Origin of the sequence: Kocuria marina, from assembly GCF_000786655.1 — a bacterium.
Lineage (GTDB): Bacteria > Actinomycetota > Actinomycetes > Actinomycetales > Micrococcaceae > Kocuria > Kocuria marina_A.
This window is the reverse complement of record NZ_JROM01000062.1, coordinates 1-17,569: the sequence shown is the minus strand read 5'-3', so window position 1 is coordinate 17,569 and position 17,569 is coordinate 1. Positions and strand designations below refer to the sequence as shown.

At 70.7% G+C, this 17,569-nt stretch carries 11 protein-coding genes and 1 pseudogene; 1 reads left to right on the top strand and 11 read right to left on the bottom strand.

What is annotated here, in order from left to right; genetic code table 11:
- Positions 1–20: 20 nt before the first annotated feature.
- The 11 genes from AS25_RS15410 to AS25_RS15405 all read right to left on the bottom strand — a co-directional run bounded on the left by AS25_RS15410 (position 21) and on the right by AS25_RS15405 (position 16,993).
- Positions 21–392 carry a hypothetical protein gene (locus AS25_RS15410; protein ID WP_253270604.1) on the bottom strand — a complete coding sequence of 124 codons (372 nt, stop codon included), beginning with the start codon at positions 390–392 and terminating at the stop codon, positions 21–23.
- Complete coding sequence (locus AS25_RS13455) at positions 382–4,218, bottom strand: hypothetical protein (RefSeq protein ID WP_035965876.1); 3,837 nt, start codon at positions 4,216–4,218, stop codon at positions 382–384. The genes AS25_RS15410 and AS25_RS13455 overlap by 11 nt, the downstream gene beginning before the upstream one ends.
- 96 nt (positions 4,219–4,314) lie before the next feature.
- Positions 4,315–5,913, bottom strand: a complete 1,599-nt coding sequence (guaA, locus tag AS25_RS13450) for a glutamine-hydrolyzing GMP synthase (protein WP_035965874.1) — start codon at positions 5,911–5,913, stop codon at positions 4,315–4,317.
- 42 nt (positions 5,914–5,955) lie between these two features.
- Complete coding sequence (locus AS25_RS13445; RefSeq protein WP_035965872.1) at positions 5,956–6,549, bottom strand: DUF3817 domain-containing protein; 594 nt, start codon at positions 6,547–6,549, stop codon at positions 5,956–5,958.
- Entirely contained in the window at positions 6,542–7,519 is a 978-nt protein-coding gene (locus AS25_RS13440; protein WP_035965870.1) for an SURF1 family protein, read from the bottom strand. The genes AS25_RS13445 and AS25_RS13440 overlap by 8 nt, the downstream gene beginning before the upstream one ends.
- 153 nt (positions 7,520–7,672) lie before the next feature.
- Complete coding sequence (locus AS25_RS13435; RefSeq protein WP_035965869.1) at positions 7,673–8,794, bottom strand: GuaB3 family IMP dehydrogenase-related protein; 1,122 nt, start codon at positions 8,792–8,794, stop codon at positions 7,673–7,675.
- A gap of 43 nt (positions 8,795–8,837) precedes the next feature.
- A complete protein-coding gene (gene guaB / locus AS25_RS13430) occupies positions 8,838–10,334 on the bottom strand; it encodes an IMP dehydrogenase (RefSeq protein ID WP_035965968.1) in 1,497 nt (498 codons plus the stop codon).
- 83 nt (positions 10,335–10,417) lie between these two features.
- Positions 10,418–12,559: an acyltransferase family protein gene (locus AS25_RS13425; RefSeq protein WP_253270603.1), complete on the bottom strand. Its 2,142-nt coding sequence runs from the start codon at positions 12,557–12,559 to the stop codon at positions 10,418–10,420.
- A 45-nt stretch (positions 12,560–12,604) separates the two neighbouring features.
- Entirely contained in the window at positions 12,605–14,773 is a 2,169-nt protein-coding gene (locus tag AS25_RS13420) for an acyltransferase family protein (RefSeq protein ID WP_253270602.1), read from the bottom strand.
- Between the two features lie 36 nt (positions 14,774–14,809).
- Positions 14,810–16,795 (bottom strand): acyltransferase family protein, encoded by a 1,986-nt coding sequence (locus AS25_RS13415; RefSeq protein WP_301280197.1) that lies wholly within the window; start codon positions 16,793–16,795, stop codon positions 14,810–14,812.
- A 24-nt stretch (positions 16,796–16,819) separates the two neighbouring features.
- A complete protein-coding gene (locus AS25_RS15405) occupies positions 16,820–16,993 on the bottom strand; it encodes a hypothetical protein (RefSeq protein WP_253270601.1) in 174 nt (57 codons plus the stop codon).
- 95 nt (positions 16,994–17,088) lie between these two features.
- Here AS25_RS15405 and AS25_RS13410 point away from each other — a divergent pair.
- Positions 17,089–17,569 (top strand): annotated as a pseudogene (locus tag AS25_RS13410) (IS1634 family transposase); the annotation flags it as partial.

The window sequence follows — 17,569 nt, the reverse complement described above, 5'->3', positions numbered from 1 at the left end:
GGGTGCGGGCGGTGGGCGGTTCAACCCCAGTGGGGTGGGCGCTGCTGCTTCAACCACTGCGCGTGGCCGCTCTCCGCGACCGCCTCCCGGGGATCCGGGGCGTCCGAACCCAGCGCTTCGGGACCCGCTCCCCACTCATCGGCGCGCAGGGCGCGCTCCGCGTCCGGCGCGGTCCCGCCCGTCGCGCGGCGGTGGCCGCGGCGTCGTCGTCCCCCGAACCGTCCGGCGGCCGTGGGGTCCGGCGCGCTCACCTCGGACGGGGTGACCGCTGCGCCCCGGGCACTTGCGTCACCCGTGGACCCTGGGTCGTGCGCAGGGTCCGGCGCGAGCTCCTCCGACGCCGCGCCGTCCCGCGCGCGCCCGTCCTGGGCGCCCGCGCCGTCACTCGGCACGCGCACCGCCCGCCCGCTGCGCGGCGGCCTCGGTGCGGGGCCCCGCATCGGCGGCGCTCAGGCCCAGGTACCGCTGGACGAGCCCCGCCACGGTCTGCGGATCCGTGAAGACCTCCACGGACCACAGGCTCACGTAGTTCCACCCCGCGCGTTCGAGCTGCTGCGGAATGAGCCGCGAGCGCTCGCGCACGCTCAGTGCGCGGCTGCGCTCGGAACCGTCGGACCGCAGGGCCACCGGGATGCGCACGGGCTCACCCGTGGCCGCGCGCTGGGTGACCGCCCCCGCGGAGAGGGACTCGGTCTCCGCGTACGCGGCCATGTCGATCACGTGGGCGTACCCGGTGTGCACGGTGGCTCCGGCGCCACGCAACCGGCGGGCGAGGTCCGCGACCAGGGCGTCCGGGGCGGCGTCGGTGTCCTCGGCGGGAGCCACCGCGCGCTCGGACGTGGTGTCCTCCCCGAAGAGGATCTCGAGCATGTGGTACATGTCCTTGGCACCGTTCTGCAACCGCCGCGGTTCGGTGTCCTTGGGGTGGATGGACGTGACGATGTGCGTGTGCCGCCGCGATCGCGTCATGCCCCGCACGAACGCCTGGCGCCCGTCCCGCTCGGACAGCGCCCCCAGCTGCGGTGTGCTGCGCCCGGACGTGGTGCGCCCGAAGCCCAGCGAGAAGATCACGGTGTCCCGCTCGATCCCGGCGGCCCGGTGCAGCTCGACCACGCGGAAGGACTCGCGCCCCGGGGCGAAGAACTCGGCGGACTCACCGGTCTCCCGCAGTCGACGTTGCACGGCCTGGGCCACGCGGGCGGCATGCATCGCGCTTGCGGTGACCACGGCCAGGGACCGCTCGGGATGCCGCTCGGCGTGGGCGAAGACCAGGTCCACGGTGCGGTGGACCTCCGCGGTGGGTGCCTGCACCCCCTCGCTGCCCGCGGTGAGCACGCCCACGCCGTCCACGACGTACTCGGCGGACATCCCCGTGCTCACGCTCGTCAGTTCCGACGCCTGCGGCACGCGGGTCAGGGCGCCGTCGTAGAACGCGTCATTGAGGTAGTCGAACAACCGGGGGTCCATGGGCCGGCGCACCGAGGTTAGGGACCGGGAGTCCACCACGCGGGTCAGCGCATCGTAGGCCGAGTCGATCTCCGCGACGGGCTGCGGAGTGTCCCGGGCCGCGACGTGCGGGGCCACCGTGAAGGGCTGGGGACCCGCGGCGTTGCGGTCACCGAACGCGATCACCTGATCCGCCCGCACGATCGCGGGCAGCGTGGCCGCGAGCGGGGTGGACTCGGCGTCCAGGACCACCACGGTGTCCACGGACTGCTCCTCCCCCAGCGTGGCGGTGAGCACGAGCGGACTCGCGGTCCACACGGGCACGAGCGACGGCGTGAGGTGCTGGACCCGGTCCAGCTCCTCGGTGCGCACGTGACCGCTGCGCAGCATGTCCCGCAGCGCGTGGGCCTCCCTGGGGTTGCGCTTGGTGTCCCGCGCCCAGCGCTCGGCCAGGGCGTACTCGAGTCGCGCCGGTGCGGCCGCGATGTGGGCGGAATCGGCGCGGCGGAACACGGATTCCGTGCGGCGCAGCTCGGAACCGTCCGGCATGGCCACGAAGTCGTCACCGCTGATCATGGCCTCGAGCACGGACTGCCACCACGCGAGGTCGAGTTCCTCGCCCACGCGTTCGGCGGGTACCGCGCGGGTCTCGAGGTCCTGCAGGAAATCCCCCAGCCCGCGCGCCCGCAGGTCGTCGAGCAACACGGTGCGTTCGGGCAGGGTCGCGAGGTGGGCCTCGTCGTTGATCAGTTCGTCCAGGATCTCCTGCAGCTCGTCCACCCCGGCCGTCTCCAGGCGCGCGGCGGTGCGCGAGCCCTCGAGCGCGATCGCGAGCCCCTCGAGGTCCTCGCGGAACCGGCGATGGATCTGCAGGGTCTCCCCTGCGCGGTCCGACACGGCGGGCTGTTCGAGCGTGGTGGCCCACTGGCGCCACCTGTCCCGTTCGGACTGCACCTTCACGAGCGCCGAGTGCAGGTCCGAGAGGTGGACGCCGGGTCGGATGTATTCCTTGGCGGCCTTGCGCAGGCGGGAGCGCTGCAGCCCGCTCAGCTCGATCTCGTGGTCCCGCCGCCAGGACGCGGAGGCCGTCGCGGCGATCAGGTCCGTCACGGGCCGGTCGTAGATGTCCGGCGTGAGGTACTCGAGCGACTCCCCGACCTCGATCACGAGTTCGAGCTGTTGCTCCCATTCGCCGATGGTCGAGCCCACGCGCAGCCCCGAGACCCCCAGGACGTTGCGCATGGCCGTCTTGAGGGTGGTCAGTTCGAGCAGCAGGGACTTGGCGAGGTCGTGGGCCTCGCGGGCCTCGTCATCGTTGACGAGCCGCGCACCGTGCCACGGGCTCGCGAGCGTCGCGGCGTCGAACGCGCCGAGGGTCGCGGCGCGCTGGAGCTGACGCTGCACCTCGCTGCGGTGGGACACGGCGTCCAGCACGGAACGGCGGAACCGCACCGCGGTCTGCGGTCCGGGGGTGCGCGCGGTCAGTTCCGCGAGCGCCTGCATGGCCTCGTAGGGCGAGGCCTGCCAGCGGGGGCGCAGTGCGTGCAGGGATTCCTCGTGCACGCGCAACTGTTCGCGGCTGCGCTGCAGGGCGTCCAGGTGCTGTTCGAGCTGCGGCTGCTCGGCGCGTTCGTTGCGGGCGACGGCGCGCACGAGCCGCTCGGCGACGTCGTCCGGGCTCAGGTGGGAGCCCAGCGGCAGGACGAGCGAGTCCAGGCCGGTGCGGTTCCACGCGCGGTTGAACGCGGCGAGCGTGGTGCGGGACTCGCCGAGCACCAGGACGCTGCGGCCGCGGTGCACGAGCGCGCCGACCGTGGAGACCACGGTGTCCACCGCGGCGGTGCCCACGGGTGTGGCGACCACGAAGCTCTCACCCTGTTCGGCGAGGTCCACGATCTCCTGCTGATTGGCGTCCAGGTCAGTGAGCAGCAACTCGTGGGCGGGGTCCCGCTCGTCGAGACCGGGTGCCCGATCGGTCAGGGGGCGCACGACGGGCAGTTTGCCGACCTCGGGGTTCTTGAGCCGGGCCAGATCCTCGATCAGCTGGGTGTGTGCGACCACGTGCTCGTCCGCGGGACGCTCATGCAGGTCCGCGAACGTGGAGACCAGCAACTGGTGTTCCACGTGCATGCCCGGGACGTGGGCCGCGAGCTGACGCAGGGTCTCCAGTACGGGCGCCGGGTCCAGCTTGCGGGTGCCGTACGCGAGCCGGGACATCTCCGCCGTGGCCAGTTCCACGCCGTGGTCCTCGCGCAACCGGCGCACGAGTGCCGGGTTGAGGTGGGCGGGACCCACGATGTGCAGTTCGAAGTCCTTGTGGTCCGGGCGCAGCTTAACCGTGACCGGGGCGAGTAGGACCGGGGCGATGAACCGGCGCAACCCGTCCGCCACGGGATCCGCGAGCCACGACGCCGTGCCCGCGGCCAGGTAGGAGGCGTCCAGACCGTGCATCACCGACAGCTCGTGGACCTTGGTGCGCAGCGCCCGGGCCGAGCGCACGGCGCGCTCGTACGCGGGGCTGTCCTGGTGGATCATCGTGGACAGCCGGGTAGGACGGCCCATGAGCAACTGCGCCTGCCCCGAGGAGTTGGCCTCGGTGAGATCGATGCAGACGTTGTCCACCTGGTTGAAGTCCAGCAGGGTGTCCGGGCCCGTGTAGGCGTCCATCTGCTGGGTCCAGGAACGCAGGGACACGCGGGGGTGTTCGCGCTCGCCCGTGGCGCCCGTGTCCTGGGGGGTTGGTCGGGAACGGTCCGGGGCGGGTGTCGACATGGTGCTCCTACTCACGAGTGCGCCGGTCTGCTCACCACGGGGGGATGGGGCGGACCGGCGCACCGCAACTGACGATGGCTCTCTACGCGGTGGGGTTCACTCCCACTCGATGGTTCCCGGGGGCTTGGACGTGATGTCCAGGACCACCCGGTTGATCTCCTCGACCTCGTTGGTGATGCGGTTGGACATCCGGGCGAGCAGCTCGGAGGGCAAGCGGGACCAGTCGGCGGTCATGGCGTCCTCGGAGCTGACCGGGCGCAGCACCACGGGGTGGCCGTACGTGCGACCGTCCCCCTGGACCCCCACCGAGTGCACGTCCGCGAGCAGCACCACGGGCATCTGCCACACGTCGTCGTCGAGACCGGCGCGCGTGAGCTCCTCGCGGGCGATCGCGTCCGCGCGGCGCAGGATGTCCAGGCGCTCCTCGGTGACCTCTCCGATGATCCGGATCCCCAGACCAGGGCCCGGGAAGGGCTGGCGGCCCACGATGTTCTCGGGCAGACCCAGTTCACGGCCCACCGCGCGGACCTCGTCCTTGAACAGGGCGCGCAGCGGTTCCACGAGTTCGAACTGCAGGTCCTCGGGCAGCCCGCCCACGTTGTGATGGCTCTTGATGTTGGCGGCACCCTCACCGCCGCCGGATTCCACGACGTCCGGGTACAGCGTGCCCTGCACGAGGAACCGGACGGGCTGGCCGTCCTGGGCCTCGTCGCTGAGCACCTTCTGCTCGGCGGCCTCGAACGCGCGGATGAATTCCCGGCCGATGTTCTTGCGCTTGGTCTCGGGGTCGGTGACGCCCTTGAGTGCGGCGAGGAAGCGGTCCTGCTCGCGGGCCACGTGGAGCTTGATGCCCGTGGCGGCCACGTAGTCCTTCTCGACCTGTGCGACCTCGTCCTGGCGCATCAGACCGTGATCCACCAGCACGCACGTGAGACGGTCCCCGATCGCGCGCTGCACGAGGGCTGCGGCCACCGCGGAGTCCACACCGCCGGAGAGGCCGCACAGGGCCTTGCCGTCACCCACCTGGGCGCGGATCGCGGCCACCTGCTCCTCGATGATGTTGCCCGTAGACCACGTGGGCGTGAGCTGGGCCCCTTCGAAGAGGAAGTTCTCCAGGATCTTCTGCCCGTACGCGGAGTGCTTGACCTCGGGGTGCCACTGCACGCCGTAGAGCTTGCGCTCGCGGTTCTCGAAGGCCGCCACCGGGACGCCCTCCGTGGTGGCCAGGGTCGTGAAACCCTCGGGCGCGGCGGTGACCGAGTCACCGTGGCTCATCCACACGGTCTGCACGTCCGGGGTGCCGTCCAGGATGGTGCCCACGCCGTCCCCGGAGGTCGAGGCGGCGGTGGCCCCGTACTCGCGCACACCCGTGCGCTCCACGGTCCCGCCCAGGGCGTTGGCCATGACCTGGAAGCCGTAGCAGATCCCCAGCACGGGCACGCCGGCCTCGAACAGTTCGGCGTCCCGCTGCGGCGCGCCGGGCGCGTACACGGACGCCGGGCCGCCGGAGAGGATCAGGGCGGCGGGGTTGCGCTGCAGGATCTTCTCGGTGGACCAGGTGTGCGGGACGATCTCGGAGTAGACGTTCGCCTCGCGTACCCGGCGGGCGATCAGCTGCGCGTACTGCGCGCCGTAGTCGACCACGAGTACCGGACGTTGCTCCAGTTCGCTCAGGTTGTCAGGGGATTCACTCACGCGGACAAGTCTAGAACACCGCTCGGACACCCTGGCCCGGTCTCAGTAGCGCCGGGCGGCGCGCGGATTGGCCACGAGCTCGGCCTCCGTGGAGCGGTGGATCTTGCGTTCCACGATGAACGAGAGGAACGGCACCACACCGCCCAGGGCCATCACGACCAGCTGCGCGAACGGCCAGCGCATGAGGGACCACACGCGCAGGCACGAGAGCAGGTAGATCACGTAGAACCAGCCGTGGATGATCAGGATCCACGTGGAGATGTTCACGCCCCCGGCCAGGTTCTCGAGCTCGAGGTCCTGCCAGCCCAGGGCCACACTCTGGCCCGTCGCCTTGTCCGTGCCGCCCGCGATCAGGTCGTAGCCGAAGCCGTAGCGGGTGATCATCTCCGCGACGAGCAGCAGCAGGAACGTACCCGAGATCCACGCGCACACCTTGTAGAAGGTCAGCGCGCCGCGGATCTGTGCCTCGGTGCCGCCGAAACGCCGTCGTGGTTTCAGCGCGGCGGCCTTGGCGCGCACGCTGTCCGGGACGGTCGCGCGCTCGGGGCTCGCGTCCTCGGGCGCGGTGACCCGCACGCCGTCGGTGCGGCGCACCGGGCGGGGCTGGGAATCGGGTTGCGGCGTGTGATCACTCATGACTGGCTCCGTGGGATCGCGGGGTGGAACTCGTGGGCGAGGTGCGCGATTCCGTGCGCACCGCGGGTTGGTCGTCGAAGTAGTAGTAGCACTGGTCCTGGGCGTCCCAGTAGTAGTAGGACTGCTCGGCCTCGTCCCAGAAGTAGTCGCCGTCGAAGTAGAAGTACTTCTCGGGGTCCTGCCGGCGCAGGTAGTCGTCCCGCACGAAACGCCACCACATGAAGAACGCGAAGCCCGCGAACACGACCCACTCGATCGCGTAGAACAGGTTCAGGGCGTGCACGGAGGTGTCCGCGGGTTGCTGCTGGATCTGCAGGGGTTCGAGCCCCTCCCCCATGAGCCCGGCCGACGCCGCGAGCGTACCCTCTCGGGTCACGGGCGCCGGTTCCGCCGCGGGGTTCTCCGCGAACGCGGCCACGAAGCCCGAGTACAGGGGCGCGTCCCACAGGTTGCTCAGCTGCGCGGAAGCCACGGACGCGACCTGCCCGGCCGGCACGTTCTCGCTCGGCAGCGGGGAGTCCGTGGGCAGGAGTCTGCCGATCACCCGGATCTCGCCCGACGGCGCTCGCGGCACCCGGTCGGCGGAGGCCACCCAGCCGCGGGCCACCGCGATCGAGACGTCGGAATCGGCGGCGTCCCAGCGCTGTTGCGAATCGGGGATCGCGAGTTGGGTGACCACCCAGTAGCCGGGGTTGCCGTCCTGCAACCGTCCCGGGACCAGCACCGTGGAGTCGGGGACGTAGCGCCCGACCGCGGACACCACGTGATCGGCTTGCTGGGCGGTCGTGGCCTCCCCCGGGGAGACGACGTCCCGCAGGGCCGAGACCCGGTCCTTGGCGGGATCCACCACGGTGGAGGACTGCAGGGAAGCGTTCAACTGCCACATGCTCAGCACCACGAACAGTGCCGCCACGAGCAGCGCGACCGCCAGGGAAGCCAGGGAGCGGGGGCGCAGGGCGGTCTTGAGCACCCCTCAACCCTAGTGCTCCGGGCTGGACGTTTCCCAAATCAGCGGGGGGTACGGGCAGCCCCGATCACGGGACGGCCACGGGTCACGGGTCCGGAGCGGCCGCCGGTTCCCGCGCCGGGCGCGCGGGCGCACCCGCGGCCCGGCACGGGCGGATCAGCTGCGGATCACCACGTCCGCGCGCTGGAACTCCTTGAGCTCGGAGTACCCGGTGGTGGCCATGGCCCGGCGCAGGGCACCGATCACGTTGGAGGAGCCGTCCACGTGCCGGGAGGGCCCGTTGAGCAGCTCGCCCAGGGGACCCACGGTCCCCACGTGGGTGCGCACACCGCGCGGTGAGTGCGGGTTGTGGGCCTCGGGACCCCACAGCCAGCCCTGACCCGGGGCCTCCTCCGCGCGGGCCAGCAGGGTCCCGAGCATCACGGCGTCGGCGCCCATGGCGATGGCCTTGACGATGTCACCCGAGGTGCCCAGACCGCCGTCGGCGATCACGTGGACGTACCGGCCGCCCGATTCGTCGAGGTAGTCGCGGCGGGCCGCGGCGACGTCGGAGATGGCCGAGGCCATGGCCGCGTGGATGCCCAGGATGGATTCGGTGCGCAGGGACGCGCCGCCCCCGAAGCCCACGAGCACGCCCGCCGCACCCGTGCGCATGAGGTGCAGGGCCGGGGTGTAGCCCGCGGCGCCGCCCACGATCACGGGAACGTCCAGGTCGTAGATGAACTTCTTGAGGTCCAGGGGCTCCTGGGTGCGCGAGACGTGCTCCGCGGAGACCGTGGTGCCGCGGATCACGAACAGGTCCACGCCCGCCTCGAGCACGGTGCGGTAGTGCTCCACGACGCGCTGCGGGGACAGGGAGCCGGAGACGATCACCCCGGACTCGCGGATCTCGGCCAACCGGGCCTTGATCAACTCGGGCTGGATCGGGGCGGAGTACAGCTCTTGCATCCGCCGCGTGGCCTGCGGCAGGTTTTCAGAGCTGAGGTCCGCGATCTCGTCCAGGACGGGCTGCGGGTCCTCGTAGCGGGTCCACAGGCCCTCGAGGTCCAGCACGCCCAGACCGCCGCAGCGGCCCAGGGCGATCGCCGTGGCCGGGGACATCACGGAGTCCATGGGCGCACCCACCACGGGGATGTCGAAGTTGTAGGCGTCGATCTGCCACGAGGTGCTCACGTCCTGCGGATCGCGCGTGCGTCGGGAGGGCACCAGGGCGATCTCGTCCAGGCTGAACGTGCGGCGTGCCCGCTTGGAGCGCCCGATTTCGATGTCGTAACTCACGAGGGATCCTTTCACCGCGCGGAGAGCGCGGGGGCTGGCGCGATCAGCGCTTGTAGTTGGGGGCTTCCACCGTCATGGTGATGTCGTGCGGGTGGGACTCCTTGAGCCCGGCCGGCGTGATCCGCACGAACCGCCCCTTGTGCTTGAGCTCCTCGATGCTGTGCGCGCCCACGTAGAACATGGTCTGGCGCAGCCCACCGTCCAACTGGTGCAGCACGGACGCGAGCGGCCCGCGGTAGGGCACCTGGCCCTCGATGCCCTCGGGGATGAGCTTCTCGTCGTCGGCCACGTCTGCCTGGAAGTAGCGGTCCTTGGAGTAGGACGTGTTCTTGCCGCGCGACTGCATGGCCCCGAGCGAGCCCATGCCGCGGTACGCCTTGAACTGCTTGCCGCCCACGAACACGAGTTCCCCGGGGGACTCGTCGCAACCGGCCAGCAGGGAGCCGAGCATCACGGAGTCCGCACCGGCCACGAGGGCCTTGCCGATGTCCCCCGAGAACTGCAGACCGCCGTCGGCGATCAGCGGCACGCCCGCGGGAATGGTGACCTGGGCGGCCTCGTTGATCGCGGTGATCTGCGGGACGCCCACGCCCGCGATCACGCGGGTCGTGCAGATGGAACCCGGGCCCACGCCCACCTTCACGGCGTCCGCGCCGGCATCCACGATCGCCTGGGCGCCCGCGCGGGTGGCGGCCTGCCCGCCGATGATGTCCACGTGGGCGGCGGCGGAGTCCTTCTTGAGCCGGGCGATCATGTCCAACACGCCCTGGGAGTGGCCGTTGGCGGTGTCGATGAACAGGGCATCCACGCCGGCCTCCACGAGCGCCATGGCGCGCTCGTAGCCGTCGCCGAAGAAGCCCACGGCGGCACCCACGCGCAACCGGCCCTCGTCGTCCTTGGTGGCCAGCGGGTACTGCTCGGCCTTGGTGAAATCCTTGACCGTGATCAGCCCGGTCAGCCGGTCCTGGTCGTCCACGAGCGGCAGCTTCTCGATCTTGTGCGTGGCCAGCAGCTTGTGGGCCTCGTCGCGGCTCATCCCCACGTTGCCCGTGACGAGCGGCATGGGGGTCATCACGTCCCGCACGAGCCGGGTCTCGAAATCGCTCTCGGGCAGGTAGCGGGTGTCACGGTTGGTGATGATCCCCAGCAGCTTCTGGGACTCGTCCACCACGGGCAGACCGGAGACCTTGTAGTAACCGCACAACCGGTCCAGTTCCGCGAGGGTGGCCTCCGGGGACACCGTGACCGGGTTGGTGATCATCCCGGACTCGCTGCGCTTGACGCGGTCCACGTGATCCGCCTGGTCCTGGATGGACAGGTTGCGGTGGATCACGCCGAGCCCACCCTGGCGGGCCATGGAGATGGCCATGGCCGATTCCGTGACGGTGTCCATCGCGGCGGAGAGCACGGGGGCCTCCAGCGTGATCCTGCGGGACAAGCGGGTCTTGGTGGACGCCTCCGACGGGATCACGTCCGTGTTGCCGGGAAGCAACAACACGTCGTCGTAGGTCAGTCCGGTGAAGCCGAACGGGTCGTCCATGAGGGCCGTGGGCACGGGTTCAGACACGAATAATCCCTTTCACGCGAGAATGTCCCCACCAGTCTACGGCGCGCGCCGAGGGCTCACTCCGTGTCCGCCCCCGGTGTGACCTGGACCGCGCGGACCAGGGTGTCGTGCAACAGCGGGGCCATGCTGCGCGTGTAGTCCCACGTGAGGTGGTGGGAGTCCAACCACACCGCCACGTTGCCGATCACCGGGACGCACTCGCCCCGCGGGCAGATCAGCGGCGTGGGGTCCACGCCCACGAATCCGGGGATGGTCTCGAGCGCCTCGGCGGGGTTGTGGTCCCCGAGCACGACGTCGCTCGAGACCGAGCACAACGGGTCGTCGGGGCTGCGTTCCTGCGCGCACCGGGTCGGGTCGAAGTCCAGCCGGGGGTTGTCCCGGAACCCCACGACCGTGATGTCGTCGGCCGTGAGCTCGTGGACGATCTGTTCGAGACCGATCACCACGTGCTCGTCCTCCCCGGACATGAGCTCGGACCGGGTGGACGTGGTGATCACCACGTCCGGTTGCATGGCCTTGAGGTATTCCAGGGCGGCCTCGTTGCCCTCGCGGCACGCCGCGGACTGGCCCTCCACGCCGAAGCCGCAGCCCGGTTGCAGCACGGAGATCAGCTGCCAGTTCTCCTCCTCCGCCACGGGGATCAGCGCGCCCATGTACTGCTCCATGTGGGAGTTGCCCACCACGGCCACGACCTTGTCCGGGTCCCACACCTCCGGCGTCTGGCGGCAGAACCCCTGGGCCGTGGCGTTCAGGCTGCGGTAGAGCCCGCTGCACTCCTGCGGCAGTCCCACCCACTGGTCCCCCATGGACTGTGGCAGGACGGGGGCGTTCGGGTCCCCCGTGAACTCGAACGCCGGGTCGAGCACGCGCGCCCCCGGGTTGTTCCGTTCCGCCTGCGCCTCGAGTTGCGCCTCGCGGTGCCGGTCGACGGCGGCCCAGCCCGCGGCGGTCGCGGTGACCAGTCCCATGCACACCACGATCACGAGGCCCATGCGCCACTTCCGGGCCTCGGGCCACGCCCAGCGCTTCAGGGGCGTTTCGATCCAGCGGGTCAGCAGCAGTGCCAATACGACCGAGAGCACCACGAGCGCCACACCGGAGCGCGGGCCCGCCTCGGGGCGCTCGCGGATCACCAGGTAGGCGATCAGCAGCGGCCAGTGCACCAGGTAGAGGGCGTACGCGGCATCCCCCAGGCGCACGATCGGACCCCACGAGAGGAATCGGTCGAAACCGATCCGGGACCCGGACTGCCCCGCCAAGATGATCGCCGCGGCCGACAGCAGCGGCCACAGGGCAATCCACCCCGGGAACGCGCCTTGCACGTCCACGAGCACACCGACCGAGACCATGCTCACGAAACCGAGCCAGCCCAGGGCCACACGCAGCACGCGGCCGGGGTGCAGGTACGGGATCGCGAGCGCGATGAGCGACCCCAGCGCGAATTCCCACAACCGGGCGCGGGTGTCGAAGTACGCGAACTCCTGCTGGGTCGCCGTCGTGACCACCGAGAACGCGAGCGAGGCGGCGAACACGAGACCGAAGCACACGGCCAGCACGGGGATGCTGTTACGCCCCGTGCGCCGTTTGACGAACCACGCGAGCGCGAAGATCAGCGGCCACACCAGGAAGACCTGACCCTGGACGGACAGGGACCAGAAGTGCTGGAAGGGAGAGGCGGTCGAGTGGTCCGCCGCGTAGTAGTTGACCTCGTTCGCCGCCAGGGCCCAGTTCTCGAGATACAGGATCGAGGCCACGCCCTGGGACCGGAACTCCGCGACGTCCGTGCGCGGGAACACGAGCCAGATGAGCGCCAGGGTGAACAGGATGATCACCGTGGCCAGGGGCAGCAGGCGTTTGAACGTGTGCAGCCAGTACCGGCCCAACCCCAACGGTCGGCCGCCCTCGATCCGCCGCACGAACGACAGCGTCATGAAGAACGCCGAGATCAGCAGGAAGATGTCCACACCACCGGACACCCGGCCCATGAATACGTGATAGACCACCACGAGCAGCACGGCCACGGCCCGCAGCCCCTGCACCTCCGGGCGGAACCCCGAGAACCGGGCCACCCGGGCCGCGGAATCGGAGGATCCCGGGGTCGCGGACGCGGTCGGTGCCCCGGCGGAGGCCGCGTCCCCCCAGGGCGCGGGCGCGGAGGACGGCGCGGCGGTGGCTGGGGTCTCGTCACGGGGAAGCACGCAGGCCATCGTAGACGTTTCCCCCAGTCGGGTGGCAGGCCGGACTCAGCGGGGCACGTCGAGACCCGCGCCACCGTCCGCGGTCATCGCCTCCGCGGTGCGCTGCGCGAAGATGGGCGCGGTCGTGGCCGAGTACATGCCCGTGATGTGGTCGTCGTCCAGGTACACGTACACGTTGCCGATCACCGGGCGGCACTGCTCGCGCGGGCAGATCACGTCCGTCATGTCCACGGCCGAGAACCCGGGCAGCACCTCCGCGAGGGTCTGCTGCGGGTCCTCGGTGCCCAGCATGGGGTGGGTGCCCACGCACTGCGGGGCGTCCTCCCCGTGCTCCACGGCGCACTCGGACGGTGGCTGCGAGAAGCGGGGGACGTCGCGGATGCCCACTACGTCGATGCCCTGGGACACGAGGTCCCGCACCCGGGTCTCCAGACCGGCCTTCCAGAACTCCCCGTCCACGTTGGTGAACGTTCCCTGGACGAACATGAGACCGGGGTGCACGGCGTCCACCATGGGCTGCGTGCCCTCGAACCATCGGTCGCACGTCTCGAACGGGGGTTGCTCCTCGGCCACGGTGTAGTAGCACCCGGGCTGGATGTAGTTCACGACCCGCCAATTGTTCGCCTCGGCCAGAGCGGTGATGGCCGGCAGCCAGTGTTGCGCGTGGCTGTTACCCGTGACGAGCACGGTCTCGGCGGGGTTCTCCGCGGCCCTGGTCTCGTGGCAGAACTGGCGGAACTGCTCGGGCAGCTCGATGTCCTCGGGGCACGCGCCGCCCAGTTCCGCCGCGCTGCGGGAGAGGTCCTCCGGCAACGGCAGCGCGGGTGCTTCCGGGTCCCCCGCGAACTGGAAACCGGGCAGCAGGGACACCGCGCCCGGGTTGTTCTCGGCCGCGTTCCACGTGAGCTGTTGCGTGCGGTGGCGTTCGACGGCGCTCCAGGCCCCCGCGGTCGCGACCACGAGTCCCATGCACACCGCGATCACGAGCCCCATGCGCCACTTCCGGGCCTCGGGCCACGCCCAGCGCTTCATCGGCGCCTCGACCCAACGGGTCAGCGCCAGGGCCAGCACGACCGAGAGCACCACGAGCATCACACCCGAACGGGGGCCGGCCTCGGGGCGCTCACGGAGCACCAGGTAGCTGATCAGCAGCGGCCAGTGCACCAGGTAGAGCGCGTACGCCGCATCCCCGAGTCGCACCACGGGGCCCCACGAGAGGAACCGGTCGAAACCGATCGGCGATCCCGTCTGGCCGGCCACGATGATGGCCGCGGCCGAGAGGAGCGGCCACAACGCGATCCAGCCCGGGAACGCGCCCTGCACGTCCACGAGGATGCCCACCAGGACCATGCTCACGAACCCGGCCCAGCCCAGCAACACCCCCAGGCCCCGGCCCACGCGCAGGTAGGGCACCGCCAGGGCCAGCAAGGAGCCCAGTGCGAATTCCCACAACCGGGCGCGGGTGTCGAAGTACGCGAACTCCTGCCGGGACGCCGTCGTCACCACGGAGAACGCGAGCGAGGCGACGAACACGAGGCCGAAACACCCCGCCAGCACGGGTACGCAGCTGCGCCCGGTGCGGCGTCGCCACCACCACGCGAGGGCGAAGATCAGCGGCCACACCAGGAACACCTGACCCTGAACCGACAGGGACCAGAAGTGCTGGAAGGGAGAGGCGGTCGAATGGTCCGCGGCGTAGTAGTCCACCTGGTTGGCGGCCAGCGCCCAGTTCTCGACGTACAGGATCGAGGCCACGCCCTGGGACCGGAACTCCGCGACGTCCGTGCGCGGGAACACGAACGCCACGAGGGCCAGCGTGCCCAGGATGATCACCGTGGCGAGCGGCAGCAACCGCTTGAAGGTGTGCAGCCAGTATCGGACCAGCCCCAGCGGACGCCCACCTTCGATCCGGCGCACGAAGGAGAGGGTCATGAAGAACGCCGAGATCAGCAGGAAGATGTCCACGCCACCGGAGACCCGGCCCATGAACACGTGGTAGACGACCACCAACAGCACGGCCACCGCACGCAGCCCCTGCACCTCGGGACGGAATCCCGAATACCGGGCCACCCGGGTGTCCGAGGCGGAGGAGCCCGGGGACGCGGAGGCGGTGGGCGTCCCGGCGGAGGAGACGTCCGTCCACGGGGCGGGGGCCGTGGTGGGTAACCCGGGGGCCTGCGGAACTGTCGTGAGGGATCGATCGGGGGGAAGCACGCAGGCCATAGTAGACCTCCCCCGCCTGACAAGGAGTTACTCGGGTAACGCGATCCCCGTGATCCCGTCCTGCTGCAGGGCGTCCGAGACCCGCTGGGCGAAGCTGTGGGAGGCTGAGGCCGCGTACATCCCGGTGAGGTGGTCGTCGTCGAAGTACACGATCACGTTGCCCACGGCGGGCCAGCACGCGCCGTCGGGACACACGACGTCGGTCATGTCCACGGGCGCGAAACCCTCCAGTTCGGAGCCCAGGTCCCGCTGGGGGTCGGGGGTGTCGAGCATGGGGTGCACGATCTCGCACTCCGGGGACTCGAGGCCGCGCAGCGCGGCGCACTCGGCCGGGGCGTCGTGGAACCGCGGGGTGTCACGGATGCCCACCACCTGGATACCGTCCGCCACGAGCGCGCGCACGCGGGTCTCCAGGCCCGGTTTCCACGTCTCCCCGTCCGGCTCGCTGAAGGTGCCCTGCACGAACACGAGGTCCGGGTCCGCGGCGGCGAGCATCTCGTCGCTGCCCTCGAACCAGGTCGCGCACGCCTCGGCGTCCTCGAGTTCCGCGGCCACCGTGTAGGAGCACCCGTGTTGGATGTAGGCGAGCACGCGCCACCCGTTCGCGCGGGCCAGGGGTTCGAGCGCGGGGACCCAGTGCTGCATGTGGCTGTTGCCGATCACCACCACGGTGCGGGCGGGGTCCTCCGTGGCCACGGGCTCGCGGCAGAACTGCCGGTACTGCTCGGGCAGCTCGACATCCTCGGGACAGCCCCCACCCAGGTCCGCGGCGCTGTGGGGCAGTTCCTCGGGGCGCGGCAGCGCGGGCGCGGTCGGGTCGCCGTGGAACTCGTAGCCCGGCAGCAGGGCGACGGCGCCGGGGTTGTTCGCGGACGCGTTCTCCCCCAGGCGCTGGTTGCGCTGCAGCTCCGCCCGTTCCCACGTCCCGGCGATCCCGGTCACGAGCCCCACGCACACCGCGATCACGAGTCCGGCGCGCCACGACCGGGCCTCGGGCCACGACCACCGTTTCAGGGGTTCTTCGAGCCAGCGCGTGAGCAGGAGGGCGAGCGCGATCGAGGCCAGCACGAGGGCGGTTCCCGCGACGGCTCCGGCGTCCGGGCGGTCGCGGATTACCAGGTAGGTGATCAGCAGGGGCCAGTGCACGAGGTAGAGCGCATAGGCCGCGTCCCCCAGTCGCACCACGGGGCCCCACGAGAGGAACCGGTCGAAACCGATCGGCGATCCCGTCTGCCCCGCCACGATGATCGCCGCCGCCGAGAGCAGCGGCCACAGCGCGATCCACCCGGGGAACGCGCCCTGCACGTCCACGAGCACGCCCACCGAGATCATGCTCACGAATCCGAGCCACCCCAGGAGCACCCCCGCGACCCGGCCGACCCGGACGTACGGGAGCGCCAGGGCCAGCAGGGAACCGAGCGCGAACTCCCATAAGCGCGTGCGGGTGTCGAAGTACGCGAACTCCTGCCGCGACGCCGTCGTGACCACGGAGAATGCCAAGGAGGTGGCGAAGACGAGACCGAAGCAGCCCGCGAGGACGGGTACGCAACTGCGGGCGGTGCGACGTCGCCACCACCACGCAAGGGCGAAGATCAGCGGCCATACGAGGAAGACCTGGCCCTGGACGGACAGGGACCAGAAGTGCTGGAACGGGGACGCGGTCGAGTGGTCCGCCGCGTAGTAATCCACCTGCTCGGCAGCGAGCGCCCAGTTCTCCATGTACAGCACGGACGCCACACCCTGCGAACGGAACTGGGCGATCTGCCTGGCCGGGAAGAACGCCCACAGCGCGGCGAAGGTGAGCAGGATCGTGAGCGTGGCCAGGGATAACAGGCGTTTGAACGTGTGCAGCCAGTACCGGCCCGGTCCAAGAGCCCGGCCACCTTCGATCCGGCGCACGAACGACAGCGTCATGAAAAAGGCGGAGATGAGCAGGAAGATGTCCACGCCGCCGGACACCCGGCTCATGAACACGTGGTAGATCACGACCAACAGCACCGCGACCGCCCGCAACCCCTGTACCTCCGGGCGGAATCCCTAGTACCGGGCCACCCGGGCAGTGGCATCGGCGGGGCGCGCGTCCCGCGGTGCCGCGGGTCCGGTACGGGGGTGGGCGCCGTCATCCGCGGAGGTGACCGCGGAAGCGACCGCGGCGCCGGTCACGGAACCGGCAGCGCTCGACCCGGGATCGTGCGACCTGACTCGTGCCACTTGAGAGCTCCTGGCTGACTTGGCCGGTGTTGTCGCTGGTCAGGGTCCTGTGGCGGGGGTCGGCGACACACTAATCGGGTGGGTAGGGTCGGACCGTGGTGTTCGTGCGTAAGGTCCGGACGGCGTCGGGGGCGACGGCGGTGCAGATCGCTGAGCGCCGGGGCGGGCGGGACAAAGTCCTCGAGCACCTGGGCTCAGCGCACACCGAGGCCGAGCTGACCGCGCTGTTGGAGGCCGCCCGGGTGAAGATGCACCCGGGTCAGGGCGAGCTCGACCTGAGCGCGGGCGCGGTGCCGGCGGGGCAGTCGGTGATCACCGGCAAGTGCAGCGCACTGCTGTGGCACGTGCTGACCAGCGCGTACGCCAGGTTGGGGTTCGATGCCCTGGGCGATGAGGCGTTCAAGGCGCTGGTGCTGGCGCGGATCGTGGAACCCACGAGCAAGGCCGACTCGCTGCGGGTGCTGGACGAGCTCGGTGTGCCGCACGCGTCGCTGCGCACGATGTTCCGGTGCCTGGCCCGGGCCCAGGAACGCGGCTACCGCGACCAGGTCGCCGCGGCGTGCTTCGCCCACGCCG